The sequence below is a fragment of the Rhodobacter aestuarii genome (assembly GCF_900156655.1).
Taxonomy (GTDB): Bacteria; Pseudomonadota; Alphaproteobacteria; order Rhodobacterales; family Rhodobacteraceae; genus Rhodobacter; species Rhodobacter aestuarii.
Genome location: NZ_FTOG01000019.1, coordinates 1 through 23,738, shown reverse-complemented (window position 1 = coordinate 23,738; position 23,738 = coordinate 1). Strand labels below are relative to the sequence as shown.

Here is a 23,738-nt window from a genome sequence, read left to right as displayed (position 1 = left end):
CTGAAACCGCCCGCGCGCCGCTCTGTCAAGGTCGTCACCTTCCGCGAGCCGCGGCCAGCGCTCGTCCCCTCCTCGCGGGTCAATGCCCCGGTTGATGGGGGTGACAGCGAGAGTGCCGGGCGCGCGCAAACCCTCAGGGCCGGAGCCTAGTCCGAACCGGACCCGAAGCTCGCGGCCATGTAGCTCGCCACCGGATCGAACTCGCTCTTGCGCGCAGCGGGATAGCTGATCTCGAACACCTGAATGAGGCCGGAGAGGGTTTCGGTGGCGCGCCGGTAATAGGTGTCGGTGCCGATCACGCCAGAGATCACATACCACCCCGGACCCGAGGCCTGATAGCTGGCACTGCCATGCGCCTCGATGTCGCGCGCCATGCGGCTGCGGGCGTCGAGCCCCTCGGCATTGTATTGCGCGAAGACATAGAACCGCGCCCAGCCGTCGATCGAGGTGAACGACCGCCCGTCGCCGCTGTCGGGCGGCGCGTCGGGCTGGAAGTAGCTGGCGGGGAAGGAAATATGCGTGCCATACCGCCCGTTGCGATAAAGCGCATAGCCCGCGGGGCCGGGCAGGAACAGGTCGGGGTCATCGCCCTGCTGCGGCGGCGAGGCAGGCGGCGGCGGAGCATCTGCCGGGGTTTGCGCCCCTCCGCCGACACCCCCAGCGCCCCCCGCAACGGTAGCGGTCTGTTGCGTGACCGGGCCGGTCTGCGCGGGGGGCTGTTGCGCCGTCGCTTCGGCTTCCGCCGCCGCCCCACCCGGTGCCAGCGCGGCCTCCGGGCAGGGCCGGATATCATCGGGCATGTTCAGGCGAAGGCCGCGCGTCAAAGTGCCGAAAGCGTCGCTCTCGAAGAACGCGCCGGGGCCGATGAAGGCAAGGCCGAACGGCTCCTCCCCTCCGCCAAGGCAATGATCGTAAAGGTAAACCCGGATGGCATGCGCGCCATCGGCGATGTGGTGGCGCCGCGTCGGCCAGCCCAGAATCATGTCCGAACGCGCAAAGCTTGATGTCGGCAGCAGCGCCGCCGGGCCGCCCGGCGCGCGCAGCGCGGCGGCGCGCGCAAGCACCACCCGCACCCCCGCGCCGGCAAATTCGATGCGGCTGCCGGTGTCGGGGCGGGTGACCTCCCATCCGGGGGGCAGGCGGTAGTCGAACAGCCCGCCCAACGCCTGACCCTCGGCGCGCGGCACCCCCGCGCCCGGCGCCGGCACGTCGAAGGGCGGCAGAACCTCGGGGCGGGCCGCGGCGCTGGAGATGGCGGGGCTGGCACCCGCGGGAAGCACGCCCGGCGCGCAGGGACGCGCGCCCTCGGGCAGGGCGATGCGGCCTCCGGCAAAGGGGGCGGTCAGCCGCGCGTCGTGGTAGAACCCCGGCATGCCGCCGAACACAAACGAGATCGCCGCACCGTCGGGCAGGCAGGTTTCAAGCACCACCACCCGCCCCTGACCGCTTTGCCCGGTGCCATCGTCGCGCGTCTGCGCGCCATCCTCGAAGGCGAAAATCTGCGCGTTCTGGCCCATGAACCGGACCGGCTGGCCCGGGGTGGCAATCGGCATCGGGCCGGTCTGCGCGGCGCCGCGAGCGATCTCGATCTGCCCCTCGAGATCGTCGGCGTGAAGCCGCAGATCGTCGGAGTCGCTCGATCTCAGCCCGCTCCAGCCGCCATCGAGGGGCAATTGCACGATCCCGCCAAAGATGTCGCGGCGCAGCGGCGTGCCCGGCGGAGGCAAGATCAAGCCACTGACGAAGCTTGCAAAAACCGGCCGCATCTCGGCAATGTCGGCATTCACCGCCATCAGGTCGATGCTCAGCTTCTCGTCGCCGCGGATCGGCAGGTCCGAGACCAGCAGTTCCACCTCGCCCTTCACCCCGGCATCGGGCGGGGCGATCATCTGCCAGCGGCGGAACACATGCCCGTCGGGCATCACCACCGCGCCCCGCTCGACGCCGCCGTCGCGCTTGATTCGGCGCTCGGGGCTGTCGTCGAATTCGAGCCGCAGGATGAAGCCGCGTTTCGCCACCTCGTCGAGCTTGCCCCAGGTGCGGCTGTCGCGGTCCTCGTCCATCGGGGTGAATTCGGGCGGGCGACGCAGATCGAGCCCTTCGAAACGCGCCGCAACCCAGTCGGCGGGAACGGCGACGGGCACGAAGGGTTCAGGGGGCTTGGGCGCGGCCTGCTGCGCAAGCGCGCCCGGCGCCATGCCAAGGAGGGCAAGAAGGGGAACAACACCACGGTGGAAACGGCGCATAGCATCTCTCCTGTGTTCTTGATCTCGGGGTCCTGATCTGGCGTTCACGCGCGCCTCTGGCGCCCTTGCAAGACCTCGCGCAGGGCTTTGGCGCCGGGGATCAGCGCATCGGTCTCGATCACCAGTCGTTCCCCGCCGCGCAGCTCGACCCGCAGCCCCTGCCGCGCGCGCGCCAGCATCAGCGCGCCGGCGGTTCCGGGCGAAGCGGGGGCGAGCAGCGGCGCAAGGGCGCGCATCCAGCGCGGCAGGTCGCTGCGCCAAGGGCTGACCGAGACGATCTCGGCCTGCGCGAAGCGCCGGTGCCAAAGCCGGTGCCGCAGCGTGATCTGCCCGTCGGAAAGGCTTAACCCGAAGCTTTCCGCGCTCCAGCCGATGAAGGGAAAGGCCAGTCCCGCCGCTGCCATCGGCCAAAGCAGGACGGCCGAGGGGTGCAGCCCGGCCTCGCCCTCCTGCGCCCAGAGCGGCAGCGCGGCCAGAGCCGCGACCCAGACAAAGCCCAGCCAGTCGGGGCCGATCACCGCCGCGCTGCGGGCGTAATGGAAGGTGGCGGGGTGCCGGTCGCGGGTGAGGGCGTAAAGCGCGATCGCCGCCGCGCCGCCCGCCAGCGCGACCGGAAGCGGCCAGACCCCGGCACCGATCATCGCGCCCAGCAGCACCGCCAGCACCGCCGCGCGACGCCCAATGCCCCTCAAGCCCTGCGAGTAAAAATCCTTGGTCATGGCGACTCCCCCGAGCGAAGTTGACCTTGGCGAAAACGCCCTGTCTTTGGCCTGAATCAAGGTGCGCGCCGATCGGGCGCCTAAACTTTTTTGTCACGGTGGTGACATGGGAGGCGGCGGAGGCGGCGATGTCCTTCTGTTCGGGCGCGTTTGGGTCCATCCGGGTTTGGCTCCGGGCGGGGATCGTGCTGGCGCTTTGCGCTGGTCCGCTCGGGGCGCAGCCGATGCAGGACTACGACCTGCGCAGCGCGGCGTTCCATGTGCCTGCGGGCTGGACGGTGACCTATTCGAGCCGCGACCGTGAATATGATTTCGCCAGCCCCGACGGGCGCTATCAGCTTTGGGCGCGCTGGTGGCTGCCCGACGAGCCGCTGCTCGGCTTTGCCGACATCGTGGCGCATGAGACGCGGCCGCTTGCCGGGCAGGAGGCGCTGGTCGTGCATCTCGAAAACGATGCCGAGCGCATGCTGGAGCTGGCCTTTCCAAAGACCGATGTCGAGGGCGAGATATTCTTGTGGCAGTTGATCGCCGCGCCAGCGCAGGTGCCGCTGGCCGAGCATCGGGCGCTGTTCGAGCAGCTTCTGGCCGGGATCGCGCTTGATGGCGTGCCCGCGCTGGGCGGGGCGGACCCGCCTACAACCCCTCTCCCCGAGACCCCGGGCGGCCAAAGCGGCTGGCTTGCGCCGCCAGCCCCGCCCGCCGCTGCCGCCCCCTTCACCGCGCCGCATGGTGGGGCGCCGCGTTACACCGATGCCACCGGGGCGTTTTCTCTGCCTCTGCCCGCCGGCTGGACCAGCTTTGCCACCGAAGCCCCTGGGCTTCGCGAGGTGGTGCTGGTCTCGCCGGGCCGCGATGCGCTGGTGCTTGCGGCGCTTGCCTCTGCAGACGGAGGGCGCAGCGCGCGGCAGGTGCTCGAGGATTTCACCGCCCGGATCTATAACGACACGTTGCAGGCAAGGTCGATCGAGGGCGAAGGATGGCCGCGCATCGCCGGCACGCGGGTGCATGCGGTCGAGACCGTTTCGAAGGTCTATCCGATCAATTCGGTGGCGCTGCCCTATGCGCGCGGCCGGGTCTGGATCTATCGCGCTCCCGACGCGCCCGCGCCGTTCTTTCTGGCCACCGTGCGCGCGCCCGATGCCTCTGCCGATCTGAGTTCGATGCTGGGCCTGATCGCCGAAGGGTTCCAGCCGGGGCCGGGGCCGGGGCCGGGCGCGGCTGCGCCGGTGCAGGCTGTGCCCGCAGCGACTCCCGCCCAGTCCTTGCCGAATTTCGCAGAAGCGATGCGGCCGCCGGGGCTTTTGTTCGACGGCGCCTCGCTTTCCGGGCTCACCCCGATCGCCTTTTCGGGGGCCGAGTTCGCGCGCGACGCGCAGATCACGCCCGACGGACTGACGATGGACTTTGCCGAGGGACGGGGCTGGGCCAAGGCCGGTTTTGCCGCCACCGGGGCGCCGCTTGCGCCGCCGCCCGCGGGTCAAGTCTGGCATCTGCGGGCGGTGATCGACGCCGCGCGCAGCACCTCCCTTACCCTGGCGCTGAGCCCGCCCGAGACGGCCACGCAAGACCCGTGGGAGGCGCATGCGTTGCGGCTGCACCTGCTCGATCTGGGCGAAGGGGTTGGCCGGGCCGAGCTGACGCTGGCGGGCGGGGCGGAAAAGGCCAGCGTCAAATTCTTCTGGCCGAAGGGCGAGACCACGCTCGATCTGGTGCTGCGCCCCGACAGCACAGTGGAATTGCGCGATGCGAGCGCCGGGGTGCAACTGCTCGAGATGCGGCACACCACGCCCTTGCCGCAAGGGCCACTGGTGGCGCTCGCCTATATGCAAGTGCCAGGCAAGAACCGCGCCGCACATCTTGTGCTTAAACGTTTCGAGGCGGTGCAGGAGCCCTTTGCGCCCGCGCCCGCCGAAGGGGCGTTTGTCACCGGCGACCGCCCCGGGCAAGTGCTGTTCGACGGCACCGGCCTGGGCTCGGTCTGGCTGCCCAATGCGCGGCGTGAGGGGGCGTTTTGGCGCGATGCTGTGCTGGAGGGGGATTCTCGGGGCGGGGATGCTCAAACTGGCGCGGCGCTGCGGATCGGCTGGTCCGAGCCGAAGACCGGCGATTATCTGGGCATCGTCTCGCCCGAAGCGGTGCTCTGGCTTGACGGTCTGCATGGTTCGGGCGAGGCGGCGTTGCAGGTCGGCATCGATCCTGCGGCGACGGGGGATTTCGAGATCAGCCTGAGCGGGCGCTATACGCTGCCCGGAAACCTGAGCGACAACGATTCCTATGTGCTGCGGTTTCGCCGCCAGCCCGATGGCGGTTACAGCGCGCTGAGTTCGCGGCGGGCGGGCGAAAAGCAGGGGGTGAGAACCGAAACCCTCGCCGCCCTGCCCAAAAGTATCCGGCTTGTGCTGCGCCCCGGCCGGGTCCGGGTCGAGGCCGAGGGGGTGAACTCCGATTGGCTCGTCTGGCCGGAGGCGGCCGAGGGGGCGGGGCTGCGCATGGCGGTGCATGCGGTGGCGGATTTCGAGGGCAAGGGGGCGCTGGCGCTGCGCGAGATCCGGCGCGCGGGCCGCGCCGAGCCGCCCGCGCCAGCTGCCGCGCCCGCGCCCGGCGTGGCGCCTTTGCCCGAAAAAGCGCTGTTCACCCCGCCGATGGGGCCGGGCTGGCGCGGCCTGTCCTCGGGCGCGGCGGAGTTTGCCAAGCTTTCGATGGCCGGGCCGAAGAGCTTTCTGTTGCGCCGCCGCAGCCCGGTACCGGACTGGAGCCGGATCGCGCTCGTCGGCCCCGAACCGGCGCTGGTGCTCGACTACCGGCTCGACAGCACACCCTACGATCTGACCCTTTCTGTCAGGCCGCCATCCGATCCGGGCCCAGATTTCGGGATGCGGCTGTTCCTATCGGAAGACCCCGAGCGCCACGAGGACAGTGCGAAGGCCGTGCTGACGCTTGAGGTGCCCCGTCAAGGCCCCGATGCCGGCGCGCTGGTGGTGCAGTTTCACACCGGCCATTTCAGCTACGACCATTGGCGCCGGGTGCTGCCCGCGGCGTGGTGGCGCGCCCATTGGGATGGCAAGGTCACGCTGCGCTTCGAGACCGGGGCGATTTCGGTCTGGCTGGCGGGGCGCCCGATCATGCGGGGACGCACGGCGGTTGCGGTGCGGGGCCGGACGCTCTGGCCGGTGATCACGCCGGGCGGCATCGAGAAGACCGCGCCCGGGCAGGTGAACCTGCTTGCGCTCAGCGCGGGCTGGGCCACGCCTGGGGGGATGGACGCCGCCGAGCGGTTGCGTCTGATTGATGACGACGCCTTTGCCGCGGCGGATTTCGTCGATGCGCTGAGTGCCGATCTGAAGGGAGACTGAGATGCGCGTGACCGGTCCCATCCTTGCGCGGCTTGCGCTTGCCACTGCGCTGGCGCTGCCGCTTGTCCCCCCGCTGCCGCTTGCCGCGCAGGACGGCCCCGCACAGCCCCCCCCCGCGCCAGGCAACCCCGCGCGCAGCCCCAAGCAGGAGCGGGCGCTGAGCCGCTGGATCGCTTTGCCGCATGACCGGCAATTGCTGGTGCTCGAGACCTTGGGCGTGGCGATGCAGCGGGATTTTTTCGATTGTGTGTGCCGGATGGCGGGGTATGGCAGTTCGGGCACCGCGCAATATTACGAGCCCGACACCATCGGCACCTATGACAAGCGCTATTCCTGCCAGCATCCGGGGCCGCCCTGCATCGTCTCGGGCTATGGCTGCACCCGCCACGACCTGCCAACCGATCCGAAGATCTTCGAGAATTGCGCCGCACGGCCCGAGCTGACCGGCGGCAACCCGCTCGACCAGATCCTGAGCGCGCTGGAAAACCGCAACGCGCCCGCCAAGCCCGTTCAGCCTGGGGCCGCGGTCGATTGCGCCCGCGCCCGCGCCGTTGCGGGGCTGGGCGCGCCCGGCACATCGGACGTGCCCGGCGTGCCGCCAGATCGGGTGATCTATGCGCTCTCGCCCGAGGCGCGCCAAGCGCTTGCCACGCTGCAACTGGCCCCCGACACGCAACAGAAGCTCGAAGAGGCGTTGGTGGCGGCGATGCAGAAATCGGTCGAGCTTGGTCAGGCGCTCGCCAGCTCCGCCGACGAGATCGACCTGCGCTTCGATTTCGGCTTTGTCGAGGTGGGGGCCTCGGCCGACCGCAAGGGCCGCATCCACCTGTCGGAAATCACCTACAAGGAGGGCTGGAAAACCGACATGCCGGTGGTGGGGGAAGTCGATACCGAGACCTCTCTGAAATTCGGTCTGGGAGACCCGGACGACCCCGACAGCGGCGGCACACGGTTGACAGGCGGCAAGATCGGCTTTGCTTGGGAAACCCCCGCGGGCGAGTTGAAATACGGCATCGACATCGATTCGACCAAGCAGATCGACGATTATTACGATGGCGAATGGCAGAAGGAGTCCGAATACGGGCTGGTGCGCGCGGTCGAAAGCGCGGTGGCCAAGCTCGATTTCTATGGCGGCGGCTCGGTGACCATTGCGAAGGTGCGCCTGCCCGGGGATGTCACCGTCGACATCGGCCCCGAATTCGCCTGGAAGGTGCGCGACCGCTATTCGAACTGGCTCTTTGCCGACATGCATGAGGCGCTCGACAGCCTGCTCGACAATCAGAAGCGGTGGGAGGATCAGCGCCACGCCTATGTCGCACAGGAGGCGGCGCGGTTCGGCATCGACGCGCGCTGTTTTTCCACCGGCGAGGCGATCCGGCTGACGCATGACGCCTATGCCCGGCAAAGCGCCACCGATCCGGGGGTTGCGGCGCCCTTTGGCCAGATCAGCAGCGAAATTGCAGCCCGTCGGGCGCGGGCGGCCGAGGCCGCAGCGCATCCGCCTCCGGCCCCGAAACCGGTTCTCCCCCGTGCGCCCGCCCCGGAAAACGGCGTCTATCGCCACGAAATGCTGCGCTGAACCTGGAGGCGGCGCGGCCCTTGCCTCCCTCGCCAAGCCCGATGCGTGGGCCGCGATCCGGCTCACCCTCACCGTCGCCGCGATTGCCGTGCCGATCAATGCGGCCTTCGGTCTGGCGGCGGCGTGGTTCCTGACGAAATTCGACTTTCCCGGCAAGGCGCTCTTGATCACGCTGATCGACCTGCCGTTTTCGGTCTCGCCGGTGGTCGCGGGGCTCTGCCTCGTTCTGCTGTTCGGCGCCAATGCCACGCTTGGCGGCTGGCTGGTCGCCTCGGGCCATCAGGTGATCTTCGCGCTGCCGGGGATCGTGCTGGCGACCCTGTTCGTCACCTTTCCCTTCGTCGCGCGCGAGATCATCCCCGTCATGGTCGAGCTGGGCCGCTCCGAGGAGGAGGCCGCGCTCACCCTCGGGGCGGGCGGCTGGCGCACGCTTTTTGCCGTCACGCTGCCCAACATCCGCTGGGCGCTCCTTTACGGTGTGTTGCTCGCCAATGCCCGCGCGATGGGCGAATTTGGCGCGGTGGCGGTGGTTTCGGGCAAGATCCGCAGCCAGACCGCCACCATGCCGATCACCATCGAGATGATGTATAACGAATATCTCTCGGTCGCGGCGTTTTCACTGGCCGCCTGCCTGAGCGCGCTCGCTCTTCTCACCCTTCTCGTCAAGGCGCTTTTGGAGCGCAAGCCTGAAAGGTCTCGCCATGCATATCGACATCGACGAAATCGCCAAGGAATTCGGCCCCACCACGGCGCTGCATCCGGTCTCGCTCGCCATCCCCTCGGGGGCGCTGGTGGCGCTTCTGGGCCCCTCCGGCTTGGGCAAGACCACGCTGTTGCGCATTCTGGGCGGGCTAGAATTTCCCTCCTCGGGGCGGGTGCTTTTCGACGGACAAGATGCGACCGGGCTCAGCGTGCAGGCGCGCCGCGCGGGCTTCGTGTTCCAAAGCTACGCGCTCTTTCGCCATATGACCGTGTTCGAGAATATCGCCTACGGGCTGAAGGCGCGCCCCCGCGCCACCCGCCCGCCCAAGGCCGAGATCGCGCGCCGGGTGGCCAAGCTGCTCGATCTGATCCAGTTGCCGCAGATCGCCTCGCGCACCCCGTCGCAGCTTTCGGGCGGACAGTGGCAACGCGTGGCACTCGCCCGCGCGCTGGTGATCGAGCCGCGGATGCTGCTTCTCGATGAACCCTTCGGCGCCCTCGATGCCAAGGTGCGCAAGGAGCTGCGTCAGGGCCCGCAAGACATCCGCGCCCATCCCGCGACGGCTTTCGTCAGGGATTTTGTCGCCGTCTGACCTCAATCGGCGCGTGGCATCGTTCCAAGCGCGAACGACGGCTATCGCGGATTTGCTGCGGATGCGATGCCGCGACCTCAAGGTCCGGAAACCGCCCCTTGCGAAGGGGACGACCTGAACAACGTGCTCGGCCCAAAGCGGCCAGTCACGCCCCGCAGTGCTTCCGTCGAAGCCGCCGTTGACGCACCTCACAGCAAAGATCCCTACTGGCTTTCACCCCCCGAAGAAAACATCGCCGGAACCCGTGGCAGCTGACCCACCGCAGCCGATCGCGTCGCCTACGCGCCCCGCTGGTCTGCCGTTGATGAAGACCGTGCCAGAGCCGCCCGAGAGGCTGCGCGGATGTGGGGGCGCGGGGCAAACACCGCAGGCGTGGGGGGCGTAGGCATCGCCTTGCCGCACCGCGCCGATGCCGTTTACGAAGACATCGCCCGAAGCACCGGTTGCCGGGGTGGGGGGAAAGTGGCAGCCGTGGCCGGAGCCGGTGTCGCCAAGGCGGGTCGCTGCGGGCATCAGGCGATCCCCCGGCAGCCACGCGCCCAGTCGGCCCAGTCGGCGGGATAGTGGGGGTGGTCGCGGAAACTATGGTCGTCTATGCCGAACACCACCGAGGCCGCCGCCGCCTCAAGGCACCAGTACCCGACATAAGTGCTGTTCGGGCCAAGATCTTCGGCCCGCGTCGTTTGCGCGGCTAGTTCGGAGGTCATTTCCTTGTACCAGCCCTCGAGAAATCTTTTCAGATGATGCGGGCGGGCGAAATCGGGTTCCTCTGGGGCGATCGCCAGCCACAATTCCTGATAGGCTTCGGGCCAATGCACCGGGCTTTGCGGCGCGACGTCGCCAAGGCCTAGCTGACGGCGGAAGGCCGACCAGATCCGGTCATAGCCGCCATAGCCGTCCTCGGTCAGATCGAACCTGTCGAGCGAGTCGAAAAAGGCCTGAAACTCCGAGGGACTGGCGCAGCAGAGAACGAGCATGGATATGTATCGATGGATGACGCTTGTGCCCATCCACGCGATGCCGTCGGGCATGTCGGTGCCGAACCGGGCGATCATCTCGGGAAACAGGTGCCCGACCCCGCGCAGACCCGGAGCCACGACTTCGGGCACCGGGGCACCGGCGGAATACAGGCAGAGAGACGTCTCGAAAAGCGCCTGCAGCAGGGGGTATCCTTTGCCGCCCTGTTTCAAAGGGCCAGGTGGAGGATTGCCGTAGCTTTTCTCGAAAGCCTCGATGTCTTCCAATTGATAGGTCAAGGCCTGACCCCAGAACTCTGGGGATGCCAGCGTATCTCTCATTGTTTCCTCCATGCGGGTGCCTGCGTTACCTCGTTGCCCTGCGCATCCCGCTATGGCAGGGCCTCATTGCTGCAGCCAGCGAGTGTCAAGGTCATCGGCTCCGCCGCCAGGGCCAGACAGACCAGCAAAATCTGGTCTTATCGCTCGGATCATGGACGCATAGTTCCCCTCTGTGATCATCCAGCGCAACGGATCGTCAAAGGCGTAGGCCAGCCGAACATGTTCTCTCGAACGGCCGAACTGCAACAAAACGGATTGCCATCTGCGATGATCCACCTCTGGGTGCATTTCGCGCAAGATAGAAAGCGGACGGAGCAGGGGCGGGATGGGAAAGGTGAACCCGGTGGCGTCTCCGAGCGTGTCATAGGCCTGCCCGCCGCCGCCGCCGCCCTTGCCGTCGGGCGAGAGCCAGAGCCAAGCAGCAACCGATATCCAATTGAAGAAGTTCCTGGGTATTGAGGGCACGATCAGCCCGATGATCTGACGGGCCTGCACGGCTTCTTGCGGGGTCATAGCTCGAATTTCGGGCGCAGGCTTTCGATGAAACCGTAGATGTCGGCAGGGGTCACCACCCAGCGGTTCGGGTTCTTGTCTTCGAAGTCGATATTGAACCGCCCCGAATTGCGGTCGAATTGCAGCAGCAGTTTAAGCGGATAAGGACCGTCCTCGTAAACGCTGCGAAGATAGGCGCCCATCGGCGCCTCAATTGCGAACAGGTCGGCCGAAATCGCCTCGAAATCCCCATCCGGTTTGTAGAGGTAGCCGTAGGAATTGTCTGCATCGCCCTCTACATCAAACCCGATCACAACGCTGAAGGCGTCCCACGGCCCTTCAAAACCAGCATCGTTCATAATAATGGTTTGGATGAGGTCGGAAATTTCACTCATTTGACAGCTCCAAAGTTATCCTGCATGTCTCGCCATGTGATCCGTTTGAAGGCTTGGCCAGCTCTATTCTTGAGCTTGCGGTCGTTCTTATACACCACTTTGCCCGTCTTCGGATCCCTGACGACGTAACTTGATCTGAACGCATCCGGCCGGACCGCCCCCGGCGGATAGACGTCGATCTTGTAATCCACCTCGTATCCCAGCCGGGTCCAATCGGCCCATAACTGCCGATCGACCCTCCCGGTGCAGGCTGCCGAAGCGGACACTCGTACGGGGTGCAGCGTGAGGTTTTGGGCCGAGTGGAAGGCGGGTAGGCCGCTTCATCGACCGGCGATTGCAGGATCGTAGCTAGACATGACCTGCCAGCATGCGCCGTGAGTATCGCTTGCGCGGACGCGGCGTCTCAGGCGCGCCGTCCGTGGCCGGACGAGCGACCACAAAGAGCAAATCTTCAGCCCGCAAGAACTTTGCGAAACCTCGCCAGAACGATCACGACCGCCACCGCTGCCATCCCGGCCATCATCACCATTTCGGGCCAGACAAGGCTGAAGCCGACGCCGCGGTACAACACCGCCTGCGCAAAGATCACGAAATGCGTTGCCGGTGAGATTGTGCGCAAGAGCCCTTGCAGCCAGTCAGGCATCGACTCAAGCGGGGTCATCCCGCCCGAAAGCAAGATCATCAGCACGATCACCGGAATGACCAAAAGCCCGAATTGTCCCATCGTCCGGGTAAAGGACGCCAAGAGCAGGCCAAGGCTCGCCACCGCCACCACATAGATCGCCGCACCACAGGCATAAAGCCAAAGCGCCCCCGCAATGGGCACCCCCATCGCCCCTTGGACCACAAAGACAAGGCTGAGAAGTGAGGCCGTCAGGATCACCGCCCCCGAGGCTACGATCTTCGAGACGACGATCTCATGCGGGCGCACCGGCATCACCAGAACATGTTCAATCGTGCCATGTTCACGCTCACGGATCATCGAGGCGCCCGAGAGGATCAGCATCAAGATGGTGACATTGTTCATCAACTGCATCACCGCACTGAACCAGCTTGAGGTCAGGTTCGGGTTGAAAAAGTTGCGCATCACCACGGTGACAAGATCGCTGCTTTCCGCGCCCGGAGACAGCGCCTCGCTCAGTTCTTGGCTAAGAGTTTGGCGCAGAAAACTGGCCCCGTTGCCAGCCTGTGCCACCGCCGTTGCATCAACCAAGATTTGCAGCGTGACCTCGCGGCCGGCATGCAGGTCGCGCTCAAAATCGGGCGGGATGGTCAACACCAAGATCGCCTCGCCCGCCCGTTGGGCCGCTTGCGCTTGCGGTGCGGAGAGGACCACTGGAGGCGCGAAAAGCGGCGGTTGTATTGCATCGATCAAGCGCGCGGAAAGCTGGCTTCGGTCTTCATCCACCACGGCGGTGGCCAGATGATCGACCTCGGTGCTGCCGGCATCCGACACCAGCCAAACCGCCAAGGTAAAGATATAGGCGATCAGCACCAGCATCACCCGGTCGCCCCGGATCGCGCGCAGCTCCTTCCCGGTCAGCCATAGAATGTTGCGAAGGCGGCGCATTCATCGCTCCTGCTTGGGAAGGGAAATGATCGCAAACACCAGATAGGTCGCGGCGAACAAGCCCAGAACAGCGGTTGCGGAAAGCGCCTCGGTCCAGCCAAAGCCCTTGAGAAAGGTGCCGACGGAAACCGGCTGAAACCACGCCCCGGGAAAGGCGAGCCCGAACAAACGCCCGCCGTCCCCCAGTGACGAAACGGGGACGACCAGCCCCGAAAAGTTCACCGTGGGAATGATCGAGATCACCGCCGTAGCAAAAACGGCGGCCACCTGCGTGCGGGTGAAGGCCGAAATCAATTGGCCAAAACCCGTTGTTGCCGTGACATAGGCTAAGGCGGCAAGACCCAGCGCCACTAGGTTCCCCGACAGCGGTACCGAAAAGACGGTGAGCCCCAAAATCACCAACACCCAAAAACTGATCCACGCCAGCGCCAGATAGGGCAGTTGCTTGCCGATCAAAAACTCGATCCGGCTCACCGGCGTTGCGTGGAAATTGGCAATCGTGCCAGTTTCTTTCTCGCGCACAACGCTGACCGCCGCCATCACCGCAGGCACCAGCATCAAGATCAGCATCAAGACCGAGGGTACCATCGCGTTGGCGCTTTCGAAGGTCTGGTTGAAAAGGTAACGGGTTTCAAAGCCGACCGGACTGGTGGTGCCCAGCCCTTCTTCCACGGCGGCCTTTTGCGCATAATCTTGCAACACGCCTAGCGCATAGCCCTGCGCGGTTTGCGCGCGAAATGGCATCGCCCCGTCAAAAGTCAGTCCAATCTCGGGAACATCGCCCCGGTGTAGATCGCGTTCGAACCCCTCGGGGATGTCAAGCGCCAGCGCCACCGCGCCCAAGCCCATTCGGTCTGGCAAGTCCGCGGGGCTGGCAAAGGGGGGCGCCAGCGCAAATTGTGGGATTGCGGTGAACCCCTCGGTCAGGCGGTGGCTCGCGGCGCTTTGGTCTTGGTTCAGCACCGCCAAGGACAGACGGTCTACGTCAAAAGAGATCCCGAAGCCCATCGCGAGCATCAAGATCACCGGGCCTAGCAGCGCAAAGAACAGTCGGATCGGGTCGCGAGCGAGTTCCAAGGTTTCGCGCCAAGAATAGGCGTAAAGCCGGGTCCCTGCGGCAAAGCGCTTGTGCGGCGTCGGCTCTGCGGACGCAGGCCGCGCATCTTCGGGCGCTGGGGCGGGGCTTTCGGCCTCGGCCTCAAGGGCAGCGATGAAGGCAGCCTCAAGGCTTTCGGCCCCGCGCCGCGCGACAATGTCTTCGGGTGTGCCAATGTCCAACACCCGTCCCGCATGCATCAGCGAGATCCGGTCGCAGCGCGCGGCCTCGTTCATGAAATGGGTCGAGATGAAGATCGTCACACCCTTTTCGCGCGACAGCCGCATCAGCGTGGCCCAGAATGCATCGCGTGCCACAGGGTCCACGCCCGAGGTCGGTTCATCCAAGATCAGGATCGGTGGTTCATGGATCATTGCCACCGCCAGTTGCAGCCGCTGGCGCAGGCCCAGCGGCAGGCTTTCGGGCATCGCGTCTGCCGCCTCCGCCAGATCGAATTCGGCCATCACTTCCGCCACACGGGCCAGCCGCCGCGCGGGGGCGACGCCGTAAAGTCTTGCGTGCAAAACTAGATTTTGCCGCACCGTCAGTTCGCTATAAAGTGAAAACGCTTGCGACATGTAGCCAATGCCCAGCCGCGCGGCCATATCGGCCCGGCCCAGTGCGCGCCCGAACAATTTGGTGGTGCCCTCGGTCGGGTCCAAAAGCCCGGTCAGCATTTTCATTGTCGTAGTTTTGCCGCAGCCATTCGAACCGAGAAAGCCGAAAATCTCGCCTTCCGGGATCGAAAAGCTGACATGATCGACGGCGGTAAAATCGCCAAAGCGCTTCACCAAGCCTTCGGCCTCGATGGCGATCCGGCCACCTGATTGCGGTCTTGGCAGGCTTGGCACCGCTTTGTGACGGCTGCGGATCTCTTCTGGCAGCAGCGCGACAAACGCCCCCTCTAAGCTGTCGGCCCCGGTTCGGGTGCGCAACTCCTCCGGGCTGCCAGTGGCAATGACACGGCCCGCGTCCAGCGCGGCGATCCAGTCGAAGCGGTCGGCCTCTTCCATATAGGCGGTGGCGGTTAGCACACTCATGCCGGGCCGGGCCTCCCGGACCCGGTCGATGAGTTCCCAAAACTGGCGCCGCGAAAGCGGGTCGACCCCAGTCGTTGGCTCATCAAGGATTAACAAATCCGGATCATGGATCAGCGCCGCACAGAGCCCAAGTTTTTGCTTCATCCCGCCCGAAAGCTTACCCGCCGGGCGGTCGGGAAAGGGCGCAAGCCCCGTTGCCTCCAACAGCATCGCGATGCGCGCGTCGCGCTCTGCGGCGCCTTGTCCGAACAGGCGGCCAAAAAACTGAAGGTTCTCCGTCACTGTCAGTGTGGGGTAAAGGTTTCGCCCCAGCCCCTGCGGCATATAGGCGATACGGGGGGCGACCGCAGCGCGATGCGCGCGTTGCCCCATTGACCCACCAAGGCTTTCGATCTGGCCCGTTTGCCCGCGTCGCACCCCGGCGACCAAGGCCAGAAGCGTGGATTTTCCTACCCCATCGGGGCCGATCAACCCTGCCATGCCACCCGAAGGTATATCCAGCGTCACGGCTTCCAGCGCCGTGACGCCCCCATAACGATGGGACACATCTATCAGGCGGGCCACCGGCTCCATGCGGCTACTCGGGCACATTGACCGCCAGATCGGCGGGCCAAGGCGTGTCGGGCGTTGCGCGCACAAACCCTATGCCGCGCACCCCGACTTTGACACGATCGGCAAAGCGCATCAGCAGATCGCGCGGGACCGCCAGCTTGACCCGAAACACCAGATCATCGCGTTCGGCGCTTGTCTCGACCGATTTCGGGGTGAACTGCGCTTGCGGCGCGACGAAACTGACCCGCGCCGGGACCACAAATTGCGGCACCGGGTCTAAAACCAGCCGCGCCTCATCGTTCACGGCCAATGTCCCCACGACCGAGGCCGGCAGATACACGACCATATAGACATTGGTCAGATCAAGCAGCGTCACCACCGGCGTGCCCGCCGCGATCACTTCGCCCGGTTCGTGCAGCCGATAGAGCACCCGCCCGCCGATCGGGGCGCGGATTGTCAAATCCTCCAGTGCGATCTTGGCCTGTTCACGGCTCGCCTCGGCCGCGGCAATCAAGGCGGTCGCATTTTCCACCTGCGCCTGCGCCGTGGCCAAGGCGGCTTTGGCGGCTGTGGCCGCATTCACCGCATCATCCAGCGCAGCCTGTGCCGCATGGCCCTCTGCATGCAAGGTGGTCACCCGGTCACGGTTCGTGTTGGCGACATCAAGCGCACTTTCTGCCTGCATCACAGCCGCATCGGCTTGGGCCTTGGCCGCTTTGGCCTGCAAGACCGATGCCTCGGCCGCCAAAACCTGTGCCTGCGCCTCGCGGTCATCCAGCCGGGCCAGAACCTCCCCCGCTTCGACCATCTCGCCTTCTGTGGCGGCCACCTCGGTCAAACGGCCAGCATATTTTCCGGCCACATCGACGCTTTGCGCCTCGATCCGACCATTTGAGGCCGTCACACCCGTCTGATCCTTCGCGCCTTCGAGCCGCGCCAAAAGCCCGGCAAACGGCGATTGCGCCTGCACCGGGGCTGCCACAGCACACAAACTGGCAAGGGAAAAGATGGCGACGGCTTTTAAGGACATGGAAGGCCTCCGGTGGGCTTCTAAAATCTGAACAGAAGCGTTCACCCATTTCCGCCCTAGGTCAACCCGCCAGCCCATCCCAACCGCGTGAGCCTTTGAAGAGCGCAGCGATTTTTGCGTTTGATCTGCCCCATGTGCATAGATGCGTTCCTTGCGCATCTTGAGGAGCAAGAGCGATGATGCACCTGCAATGCCGCAACCTCACAGTCGGCTCTCCGCCCCCCCTCGATCGATCGAAACGATGGATGGATCGGTGCTACACTTCCGGATCGGCGGAGCCGAAGACGTGGTGGGCGTGGGGGAGAGGAGTACCGTCATGACCATTGAAACCCTACCCGCTCTTCGCCCGGCCCGCGCGCCGTGGAACAAGGGCCGCATCGTCGGCCAAAAGCTGCCGCTGCAGCCGAAGCACGTCTGGTCCATCCGAGTGCGATTGGAAATGGCCGACAACAAGCGCGACCTCGCCCTGTTCAACATGGCCGTCGACAGCAAACTCAGGGGCTGTGATCTGGTCGGTCTCAGGGTGAACGACGTCTATGCAGCCGGTCACGTCAAGGAACGCGCTTCGGTGACCCAAAGCAAGACCAGCAAACCCGTCCGCTTCGAGATCACCGAGACCACGCGCCTGGCTCTGGAACGGTGGATCAAGGATCCCGAAATGATCGGCAGCGAATATCTCTGGCCCAGTCGCGTTCATGCCAGCCTCCACCTGTCGACGCGCCAATATGCCCGGATCATGCGCGACTGGGTTCTTTCGATCGGGCTTGAGCCCAGTGCCTATGGCACGCATTCGATGCGGCGCACGAAAGTTGCGCAGATCTACAAGAAGACCGGAAATCTGCGCGCCGTGCAGCTGCTTCTGGGCCACACCAAGATGGACAGCACCGTTCGCTATCTGGGCGTCGATCTGGAAGATGCGCTGACGCTGTCAGAAGGGATCGATCTGTGACCTTTGCCTGGCCGGCGCCCGTCGGCTAGGCATGTCGCGCAGGGCGACATCGCGCTTGACTTTTGCCGTGATGTCGCCTAAAGCTACATAATGAAGCAGATCAGCTACACGAAAGCCGCGATCAAGATCTTGCGGCGGATGCCCTCGAATACCGCTGCGCTGATCCGCGCCAAGATCGAAGCCTATGCGCAGGATCCAAGCGCGCAGGCCAATAACGTGAAGCCCTTGAAAGGCCGGGAGGGTATTCGGCTGAGGGTGGGGGATTGGCGGGTAATCATGGATGATCAGGGTAATGTACTGGTCATTCTCGATATCGGGCCGCGCGGCGGCGTCTACGACTGAAAGGGTTTGAGATGAACGAGATGGTGACGATCCCGCGCGAAGAATATGACCGCCTGCTCGCTGCTGCGGAGGACTTGGCTGACCTGCAAAGCTATGACCGCGCCAAGGCGCGGCTTGCGGCGGGTGAGGACGAATTGATCCCGGCGGACTATGCGAACCGCCTGCTGAATGGCGAAAGCGCCCTGCGCGTCTACCGCGATCTGCGCGGCCTGACCCAAGCTGCGCTGGCCGAGAAATCGGGCGTGAAGCGGGTCTCCGTGGCCGAGATCGAGACCGGCCGAAAGCAGGGCTCGATCGCAACATTGCGCGCCCTAGCCGATGCGCTTGGCGTGCGTCTGGATGATCTGACGGAGTAACCCGGCCCAAAGCAGTCGATCGGGCTGCGAGGCTGGCATCTTCGAAGCAGCCGTTGACGCACACTGCAGAAAAGAACCGTGCGGTCTTTCACCCCCCGAAGAAAACATCGCCGGAACCCGCTGCGGCCGCCCCGCCGCAGCCGATCGCATCGCCCACGCGGCCTGCCGGTTTGCCATTGATGAAAACCGTGCCAGAGCCGCCGGAGAGACTGCGCGGATGCGGGGGCGCCGGGCAGACGCCGCAGGCGTGGGGCGCGTAAGCATCGCCTTGCCGCACCTCGCCAATGCCGTTGACGAAGACATCGCCCGAGGCCCCGGTGGCCGGGGTGGGGGGAAAGTGGCAACCATGGCCGGAGCCGGTGTCGCCAAGGCGGGTTGCTGCGGGCATCAGGGCCTCCTTGCGGCGGGGGCAGAGAAACACGGAAAGGAACGGACAATTCAATCGAAAGGAGCGAGCCACCCGGCGCGGCCTCAAATCTCTGCGTGCCTCAGCCGATTTCCCGCACGGTCTCTTCGCGCGGACCGAAGTTCCTGACCAGACGAAATGGCTGCAATTGCGCGATCATGCAGAAATACTCGAGCGCCCGCAGGCGGCGGACGTTTTCGAGCACACGCGAGCGGGTGTTGTAACCGGTCAGGCCGAGCGAGGGGACAAAACCGTAGACCTCGCCGAACTCGAGCGGGCCGAAGCCCTTCACGCAGCGGTCGAACATCTTGCCCTCCTGCCAGTCCCAGCATTCGCCTATCTCCGCAGTCGAAGGCAGGATCGAGCGGGTTCTGGTTTCGCGATTGAGCGGCACCGGATTGACGGGGATGGGGAGCGGCATGGTGCCAAAGTCGTCTGGGGCCAGTTTGTAGTTGCTGATTTTGTATTCCAGTAGGTCAACATTTACCACGTTGAAGCGTTCGGACCAGACCGTCACATCCCTCCCGAAAGCATCGTAACCGACGATGTGGCAGTCACTGTGGCTCAGATCCGGGTCGGCCTTGAAGATCAGCGCGGCCAGCGGGCGGAACACGTCGATCGGGCAGAACTGAAAGCGCCCGCCCCGCACCCGGCCATAGCCGAAAGTCTCGTTGAACTCGGCATAGGTGTTCGAGAAATGCTCGCGCCCAAAGGCGACCTGTTCGGGCGTGGGTTCCAGATCACGCGTGGGCAGGCCGACATCTTCGCGCAACTCTTCTTCGAAGTTCTTTTCCAGCATGTGTCCTCACTTGCAACTGCCGCCGCGCCTCAGCCGATTTCCCGCACGGTCTCTTCGCGCGGGCCGAAGTTCCTGACCAGACGGAATGGCTGCAGTTGCGCGATCATGCAGAAATGCTCAAGAGCGCGCTGGCGGCGGACGTTTTCGACCACGCGCGAGCGGGTGTTATAGCCGGTCAGGCCGAGCGAGGGGACGAAGCCGTAGACCTCGCCGAACTCGAGCGCGCCGAGGCCCTTCACGCAGCGGTCGAACATCTTGCCCTCCTGCCAGTCCCAGCATTCGCCTATGTCCGCAGTCGACGGCAGGATCGAGCGGGTTCTAGTTTCGCGGTTGAGCGGCACCGGGTTGACCGGCACGGGGATCGGCATGGTGCCGAGGTCACTTGGTGCCAGGCTGAGGTTTCTGATCTTGTATTGCAGCAGGTCCACATGCACCACGTTGAAGCGTTGGGACCAAACCGTCACATCCCTCCCGAAAGCGTCGTAACCGACGATGTGGCAGTCGTTATGGCTCAGCTCCGGATCGGCCTTGAAGATCAGCGCGGCGAGTGGGCGGAACACGTCGATCGGGCAGAACTGAAAGCGCCCGCCCCGCACGCGGCCATAGCCGAAGGTCTCGATGAACTCGGCATAGGTGTTCGAGAAATGCTCGCGCCCGAAAGCGACCTGTTCGGGCGTGGGATCCAGATCACGTGTCGGCAAGCCGACATCTTCGCGCAACTTTTCTTCGAAGTTCTTTTCCAGCATGTGTCCTCACTTGCAGGCCGATAGGCCGATGTTCATCAGATGGTCACTTTTACCGGCGGCACGCAAGGAACCTATCAGCCGGTGATGAGCCAGAACGACCCGGCCTATCCGACCAGCGCGCCCGTGGTTCCGGGCGCACCGAGGCCTGATATTTCTTGGTGGAAAAACGGGAAACTATGGAAGATTTTTGAGATGAAATTCCCGGGGGACACCCATACGGCGGCACAGGCATCAGGGATTTATAACGACATCGCAAGAGACCAAAACGCTGAAATTCAGGAACTTGACGTTGGGCGAGATTGCGATTGCAAAACAGGCAAAGCCAAGCCGGGGAAATGCTGAGGAGATCATAATGAAAATCAAGACGGATCTGACAATCCAACACGATCTTGCGATTGAAGCGGTTTTGACGAGTAGCAACGATCCTGAACGTATCGCCACCCGCATTGGCGGCATGATCACCCTCTATTTTCTTAATGGCTGGGAAAAAAAGGCGGCAGGTGGTAGAACTAGTTGAGGAGTTCCTAAAATTTCCCGGGTGCCGAATTGAGCATTTTGCCAGCAACAACGGCAAACGCTGTCGTTTGAAGCAGATCGCCAAGCTTCCGGAGCAGGCTGTGAAAGTGCTGGAAGATCCGCCGGAAAACGATCTGTATTTCAGTCTGTATGAAGATTTGGGTGGAGATTATTTATCCACTCCGCTCTGGGAAACTTGGGGGTTTGCATTCGGGAAAAACCGGCAGCAGAGACCTTTGTCCGGAATTCATTTTCATGTCCCACCCGAATTTTTGCTGAAAAATACTGAAACGTTTTTGGGTTTCTCTTGCTGGTGTGCTGAAAATACGGGCGTGATCCATGGGACTGTTGGATTGGGGGTCTTGGGTGGGATCGGTTCCGAAGACATCTCCGACTCCTATTGGTATCCTTGGCTCCAAGCATATCCCGGCCTGGAATATGAGGCATCCGGGTTATATTGGTCTGAAACCCGCAAAGGCGGCCACGACCTTCCCCGGTCTTCGAACTGGCTAACCATTCTGGGGGATGAGAACATTGCGCGTCTTGGCGGCGAGGCACAGATCCGGCGTCAGTTGACCGACGGCATGTCCTTCCTCCCCTTCAAGGGCGGCGCCATCATCCGTGCCTGCGAAAAGCCCGCGCTTGGCAATGCGGCCAGCGGCGGCATTCCGGAAGGCTATCGCACCGCGGCGCGGATCATCAAGCCGATCCGCTTCGAAGGCTATCAGCGCGGCATCATCAAGACGCCGAAAGAGTTGGGCTTCACCCGGGAACAAGACCTGCAAGTCACGCTTGAATGGGTCCGTCGGTTCGACTGATGCTGCACGACAACACCACCCCCTCGCGGCAATCGGCTTCGAGCAATGGAAGCCCGACGGAACGCGCATGGCCGTCATCGCCGCGCGGGGCAGTTTTGAGATCGAAGGCGGCATGATCCGTTATGCGGGCGCGCAGGACCGCGTGCTCGCCGATGAATATGATCCGGGGTGCCTTGGGTCATCAGACCACCTCAAGCAGCGTGCCAAGCGGCACGCCGGGCGGCATCCAGCCTGTGTCGGCACTGAGTTGCCCGGCCTGACGCAGGCGCTCATGCGGGAAATCGGGCCGCACCTCGAAGCGAAACTCCCGGATCGCCTTGCGCAGCGCCTCGCCTTCCCAGACGAACCGCAGGTTCATCAGCGGATCATACCCGTCCTCGTCGAGCGGGATCAGTTTGTAGTGCATGTAGACCTCTTGGTCCCAGTCACTCGGATCGTCCTCGGTTTCGAGATCATCGGTCAGCCGCCGGAATCCTTCCCGATCCCAGATCCGCAGGAAGAACTAGGCGAATTCGTCGAATTGCGCCTGCTCCTGCGGTGTCTGCCCGACATCGGGCCAGCCATGATATCCAATTGAAGAAGTTTCTGGGTATTGAGGGCACGATCAGCCCGATGATCTGACGGGCTTGCACGGCTTCTGGCGGGGTCATGGCTCGAATTTCGGGCGCAGGCTTTCGATGAAACCGTAGATGTCGGCAGGGGTCACGGCCCAGCGTTTCGGGTCCTTGTCTTCGAAGTCGATATTGAACCGCCCCGAATTGCGGTCGAATTGCAGCAGCAGTTTAAGCGGATAAGGACCGTCCTCGTAAACGCTGCGAAGATAGGCGTCCATCGGCGCCTCAATTGCGAACAGGTCGGCCGAAATCGCCTCGAAATCCCCATCCGGTTTATAGAGGTAGCCGTAGGAATTGTCTGCATCGCCCTCTACATCAAACCCGATCACGACGCTGAAGGCGTCCCACGGCCCTTCAAAACCAGCATCGTTCATAATAATGGTTTGGATGAGGTCGGAAATTTCACTCATTTGACAGCTCCAAAGTTGTCCTGCATGTCTCGCCATGTGATCCGTTTGAAGGCTTGGCCAGCTCTATTCTTGAGCTTGCGGCTATACTTCCGTCTCGACACACTGTCTCTCCAGTTCCTTGGTTGCGGACTTATATCCGTGTCCGCGGAACCGGCAGCAGCTCAGGGCGCTGATGAACGCCGTTCCCGGCGCATAATTCTTGATATCGCGCAACTGCAGCCCGCGGCGGAGCGTCAGCCTCCGCCTTCACCACACTCGTTGAGAAACGCGCGCCAGTTCTGAGCCTTTAAGAAATTCTCCAACTACTGTGGGTTTTCTCCCATCTTGGCCGTTCTGTCACTCTTGCGCGAGATAGGTTGCAATCTCGGGGAAATATTGTGCCACGATCTCCATCGTCGCGGCATCGGGGCGTTTTCCGCGGACGTGCCGCAAGAACCTCAGCGTGTCAGCCGGGCTCGAGACGGGCAATGATCCCAGACCGCGCTGAGGATCATAGCAGGGCGCGTCGAGTTCCAGACGGCCCTGCATCACGCCGTTGATCTGAAAGGCCGAAGAGCAGGCCGTATCTACCAGTCCAGCGCGACGCAATGCGCGCAGCCACTCGAAGGACGGTTGGCAGCTCGCCTGCACCGCACTCAGGGCCGCCCCAGATTGAGCCACACGCGCTTTCGCAGCCCTCAAAACCGGGCCTCCGCACCCCTGTTCCCCGTCCGGACAGTTTCCGCGTGCGCAGAACTCCACGATCTGAGGTGCAAAATGTGACTCGTGCCAGAGCGGCGCTGAATCAAGCATAGGCCCGTCGAACGGACCGCTGGTGGTGGCGACCAGCCCCGGCAAGGTCGCCAAAAATGCCTCTACCGCGGGCGAGCGCAACGCCTCGGGCCAAGACGCAACACTCGCCGCAATGTACGGATCGGCCGAAAAAAAGCCACGGTCCCCCGCCAGACCTTTGTAGAAGGTGCAGCGAACTTCTGCTTTCTGAAATTCAGATTACCACCTCGCAGGTGCAGCGAACTCACACAATCCGCCGATGCCGTTGAAAAAGTCCGTGTTGCGCTGCGGCAAGTCTTTCGATTCACTCAAATATGAGGGGATGGGAGGATTTCGGGATGATGGG

At 64.0% G+C, this 23,738-nt stretch carries 25 protein-coding genes and 1 pseudogene; 10 read left to right on the top strand and 16 right to left on the bottom strand.

The genetic code is table 11. From position 1 onward, the window contains the following. Positions 1-146: 146 nt before the first annotated feature. Together BW967_RS18010 and BW967_RS18005 are read right to left on the bottom strand one after the other, a co-directional pair. Positions 147-2,246 (bottom strand): hypothetical protein, encoded by a 2,100-nt coding sequence (locus BW967_RS18010; protein WP_076486483.1) that lies wholly within the window; start codon positions 2,244-2,246, stop codon positions 147-149. Positions 2,247-2,290: 44 nt separating this feature from the next. Next, positions 2,291-2,965, bottom strand: a complete 675-nt coding sequence (locus BW967_RS18005) for a hypothetical protein (RefSeq protein ID WP_076486482.1) — start codon at positions 2,963-2,965, stop codon at positions 2,291-2,293. 128 nt (positions 2,966-3,093) lie between these two features. On the opposite strand from BW967_RS18005, the gene BW967_RS18000 reads away from it, so the two are divergent. The 4 genes and pseudogenes from BW967_RS18000 to BW967_RS17985 all read left to right on the top strand — a co-directional run bounded on the left by BW967_RS18000 (position 3,094) and on the right by BW967_RS17985 (position 9,192). Next, positions 3,094-6,318 carry a hypothetical protein gene (locus BW967_RS18000; RefSeq protein ID WP_139327869.1) on the top strand — a complete coding sequence of 1,075 codons (3,225 nt, stop codon included), beginning with the start codon at positions 3,094-3,096 and terminating at the stop codon, positions 6,316-6,318. Positions 6,319-6,325: 7 nt separating this feature from the next. Further along, a complete protein-coding gene (locus BW967_RS18995; protein ID WP_175610484.1) occupies positions 6,326-7,897 on the top strand; it encodes a hypothetical protein in 1,572 nt (523 codons plus the stop codon). Between the two features lie 4 nt (positions 7,898-7,901). Beyond that, positions 7,902-8,612: pseudogene (gene cysW / locus BW967_RS17990) on the top strand (sulfate ABC transporter permease subunit CysW); the annotation flags it as partial. Then, positions 8,599-9,192, top strand: coding sequence for a sulfate/molybdate ABC transporter ATP-binding protein (locus BW967_RS17985; protein ID WP_076486479.1), 594 nt, complete (start codon positions 8,599-8,601; stop codon positions 9,190-9,192). The pseudogene cysW and the gene BW967_RS17985, both read left to right, overlap by 14 nt. A 213-nt stretch (positions 9,193-9,405) precedes the next feature. Here BW967_RS17985 and BW967_RS17980 read toward each other — a convergent pair whose 3' ends face one another. The 8 genes from BW967_RS17980 to BW967_RS17945 all read right to left on the bottom strand — a co-directional run bounded on the left by BW967_RS17980 (position 9,406) and on the right by BW967_RS17945 (position 16,665). Beyond that, positions 9,406-9,705 (bottom strand): PAAR domain-containing protein, encoded by a 300-nt coding sequence (locus BW967_RS17980; protein WP_076486478.1) that lies wholly within the window; start codon positions 9,703-9,705, stop codon positions 9,406-9,408. Further along, entirely contained in the window at positions 9,705-10,490 is a 786-nt protein-coding gene (locus BW967_RS17975; protein ID WP_175610483.1) for a PoNe immunity protein domain-containing protein, read from the bottom strand. Before BW967_RS17975 ends, BW967_RS17980 begins: the two co-directional genes overlap by 1 nt. Before the next feature lie 63 nt (positions 10,491-10,553). Further along, the gene (locus tag BW967_RS17970) at positions 10,554-11,003 is read right to left on the bottom strand and encodes a hypothetical protein (protein ID WP_076486476.1); all 450 of its coding nucleotides are present in this window, start codon (positions 11,001-11,003) and stop codon (positions 10,554-10,556) included. Beyond that, positions 11,000-11,377: a hypothetical protein gene (locus BW967_RS17965; protein WP_076486475.1), complete on the bottom strand. Its 378-nt coding sequence runs from the start codon at positions 11,375-11,377 to the stop codon at positions 11,000-11,002. The genes BW967_RS17970 and BW967_RS17965 overlap by 4 nt, the downstream gene beginning before the upstream one ends. Then, positions 11,374-11,568: a hypothetical protein gene (locus BW967_RS17960; RefSeq protein ID WP_139327868.1), complete on the bottom strand. Its 195-nt coding sequence runs from the start codon at positions 11,566-11,568 to the stop codon at positions 11,374-11,376. The genes BW967_RS17965 and BW967_RS17960 overlap by 4 nt, the downstream gene beginning before the upstream one ends. Before the next feature lie 260 nt (positions 11,569-11,828). Next, a complete protein-coding gene (locus BW967_RS17955) occupies positions 11,829-12,947 on the bottom strand; it encodes an ABC transporter permease (protein WP_076486473.1) in 1,119 nt (372 codons plus the stop codon). After that, positions 12,948-15,656, bottom strand: coding sequence for a ribosome-associated ATPase/putative transporter RbbA (rbbA, locus tag BW967_RS17950; protein WP_076486472.1), 2,709 nt, complete (start codon positions 15,654-15,656; stop codon positions 12,948-12,950). Between the two features lie 4 nt (positions 15,657-15,660). Further along, a complete protein-coding gene (locus tag BW967_RS17945; RefSeq protein WP_076486471.1) occupies positions 15,661-16,665 on the bottom strand; it encodes an HlyD family secretion protein in 1,005 nt (334 codons plus the stop codon). A 316-nt stretch (positions 16,666-16,981) separates the two neighbouring features. Between BW967_RS17945 and BW967_RS17940 the strand changes: the two genes are divergently transcribed. The 3 genes from BW967_RS17940 (at position 16,982) to BW967_RS17930 (ending at position 18,312) form a co-directional block, all read left to right on the top strand. Further along, a complete protein-coding gene (locus BW967_RS17940; protein ID WP_076486470.1) occupies positions 16,982-17,614 on the top strand; it encodes a tyrosine-type recombinase/integrase in 633 nt (210 codons plus the stop codon). Positions 17,615-17,704: 90 nt separating this feature from the next. Beyond that, positions 17,705-17,956, top strand: coding sequence for a type II toxin-antitoxin system RelE family toxin (locus tag BW967_RS17935; RefSeq protein ID WP_076486469.1), 252 nt, complete (start codon positions 17,705-17,707; stop codon positions 17,954-17,956). An 11-nt stretch (positions 17,957-17,967) separates the two neighbouring features. Continuing rightward, positions 17,968-18,312 carry a helix-turn-helix transcriptional regulator gene (locus BW967_RS17930; protein WP_076486468.1) on the top strand — a complete coding sequence of 115 codons (345 nt, stop codon included), beginning with the start codon at positions 17,968-17,970 and terminating at the stop codon, positions 18,310-18,312. An 88-nt stretch (positions 18,313-18,400) separates the two neighbouring features. Here BW967_RS17930 and BW967_RS17925 read toward each other — a convergent pair whose 3' ends face one another. From BW967_RS17925 to BW967_RS17915, 3 genes are all read right to left on the bottom strand, one after another. Beyond that, the gene (locus tag BW967_RS17925; protein ID WP_076486467.1) at positions 18,401-18,700 is read right to left on the bottom strand and encodes a PAAR domain-containing protein; all 300 of its coding nucleotides are present in this window, start codon (positions 18,698-18,700) and stop codon (positions 18,401-18,403) included. Positions 18,701-18,800: 100 nt separating this feature from the next. Next, positions 18,801-19,517: a GAD-like domain-containing protein gene (locus BW967_RS17920; RefSeq protein ID WP_076486466.1), complete on the bottom strand. Its 717-nt coding sequence runs from the start codon at positions 19,515-19,517 to the stop codon at positions 18,801-18,803. Positions 19,518-19,546: 29 nt separating this feature from the next. Continuing rightward, positions 19,547-20,263 carry a T6SS immunity protein Tdi1 domain-containing protein gene (locus tag BW967_RS17915; RefSeq protein WP_076486465.1) on the bottom strand — a complete coding sequence of 239 codons (717 nt, stop codon included), beginning with the start codon at positions 20,261-20,263 and terminating at the stop codon, positions 19,547-19,549. 39 nt (positions 20,264-20,302) lie between these two features. Here BW967_RS17915 and BW967_RS17910 point away from each other — a divergent pair, with 39 nt between their 5' ends. The 3 genes from BW967_RS17910 to BW967_RS17905 are packed head-to-tail and all read left to right on the top strand — an operon-like array spanning position 20,303 to position 21,597. Beyond that, the gene (locus BW967_RS17910; RefSeq protein WP_076486464.1) at positions 20,303-20,605 is read left to right on the top strand and encodes a hypothetical protein; all 303 of its coding nucleotides are present in this window, start codon (positions 20,303-20,305) and stop codon (positions 20,603-20,605) included. A gap of 10 nt (positions 20,606-20,615) precedes the next feature. Then, positions 20,616-20,780 (top strand): hypothetical protein, encoded by a 165-nt coding sequence (locus BW967_RS18810; RefSeq protein WP_175610482.1) that lies wholly within the window; start codon positions 20,616-20,618, stop codon positions 20,778-20,780. Next, positions 20,764-21,597, top strand: a complete 834-nt coding sequence (locus tag BW967_RS17905; RefSeq protein WP_175610481.1) for a type VI immunity family protein — start codon at positions 20,764-20,766, stop codon at positions 21,595-21,597. Before BW967_RS18810 ends, BW967_RS17905 begins: the two co-directional genes overlap by 17 nt. Positions 21,598-21,778: 181 nt before the next feature. Here the strand turns inward: BW967_RS17905 and BW967_RS17900 are convergent, their stop codons facing one another. From BW967_RS17900 to BW967_RS18625, 3 genes are all read right to left on the bottom strand, one after another. Beyond that, complete coding sequence (locus tag BW967_RS17900) at positions 21,779-22,003, bottom strand: hypothetical protein (protein ID WP_076486462.1); 225 nt, start codon at positions 22,001-22,003, stop codon at positions 21,779-21,781. Positions 22,004-22,243: 240 nt separating this feature from the next. Then, entirely contained in the window at positions 22,244-22,621 is a 378-nt protein-coding gene (locus BW967_RS17895; RefSeq protein ID WP_076486461.1) for a hypothetical protein, read from the bottom strand. Between the two features lie 336 nt (positions 22,622-22,957). After that, a complete protein-coding gene (locus BW967_RS18625; RefSeq protein WP_139327867.1) occupies positions 22,958-23,281 on the bottom strand; it encodes a hypothetical protein in 324 nt (107 codons plus the stop codon). Positions 23,282-23,738: the final 457 nt, after the last annotated feature.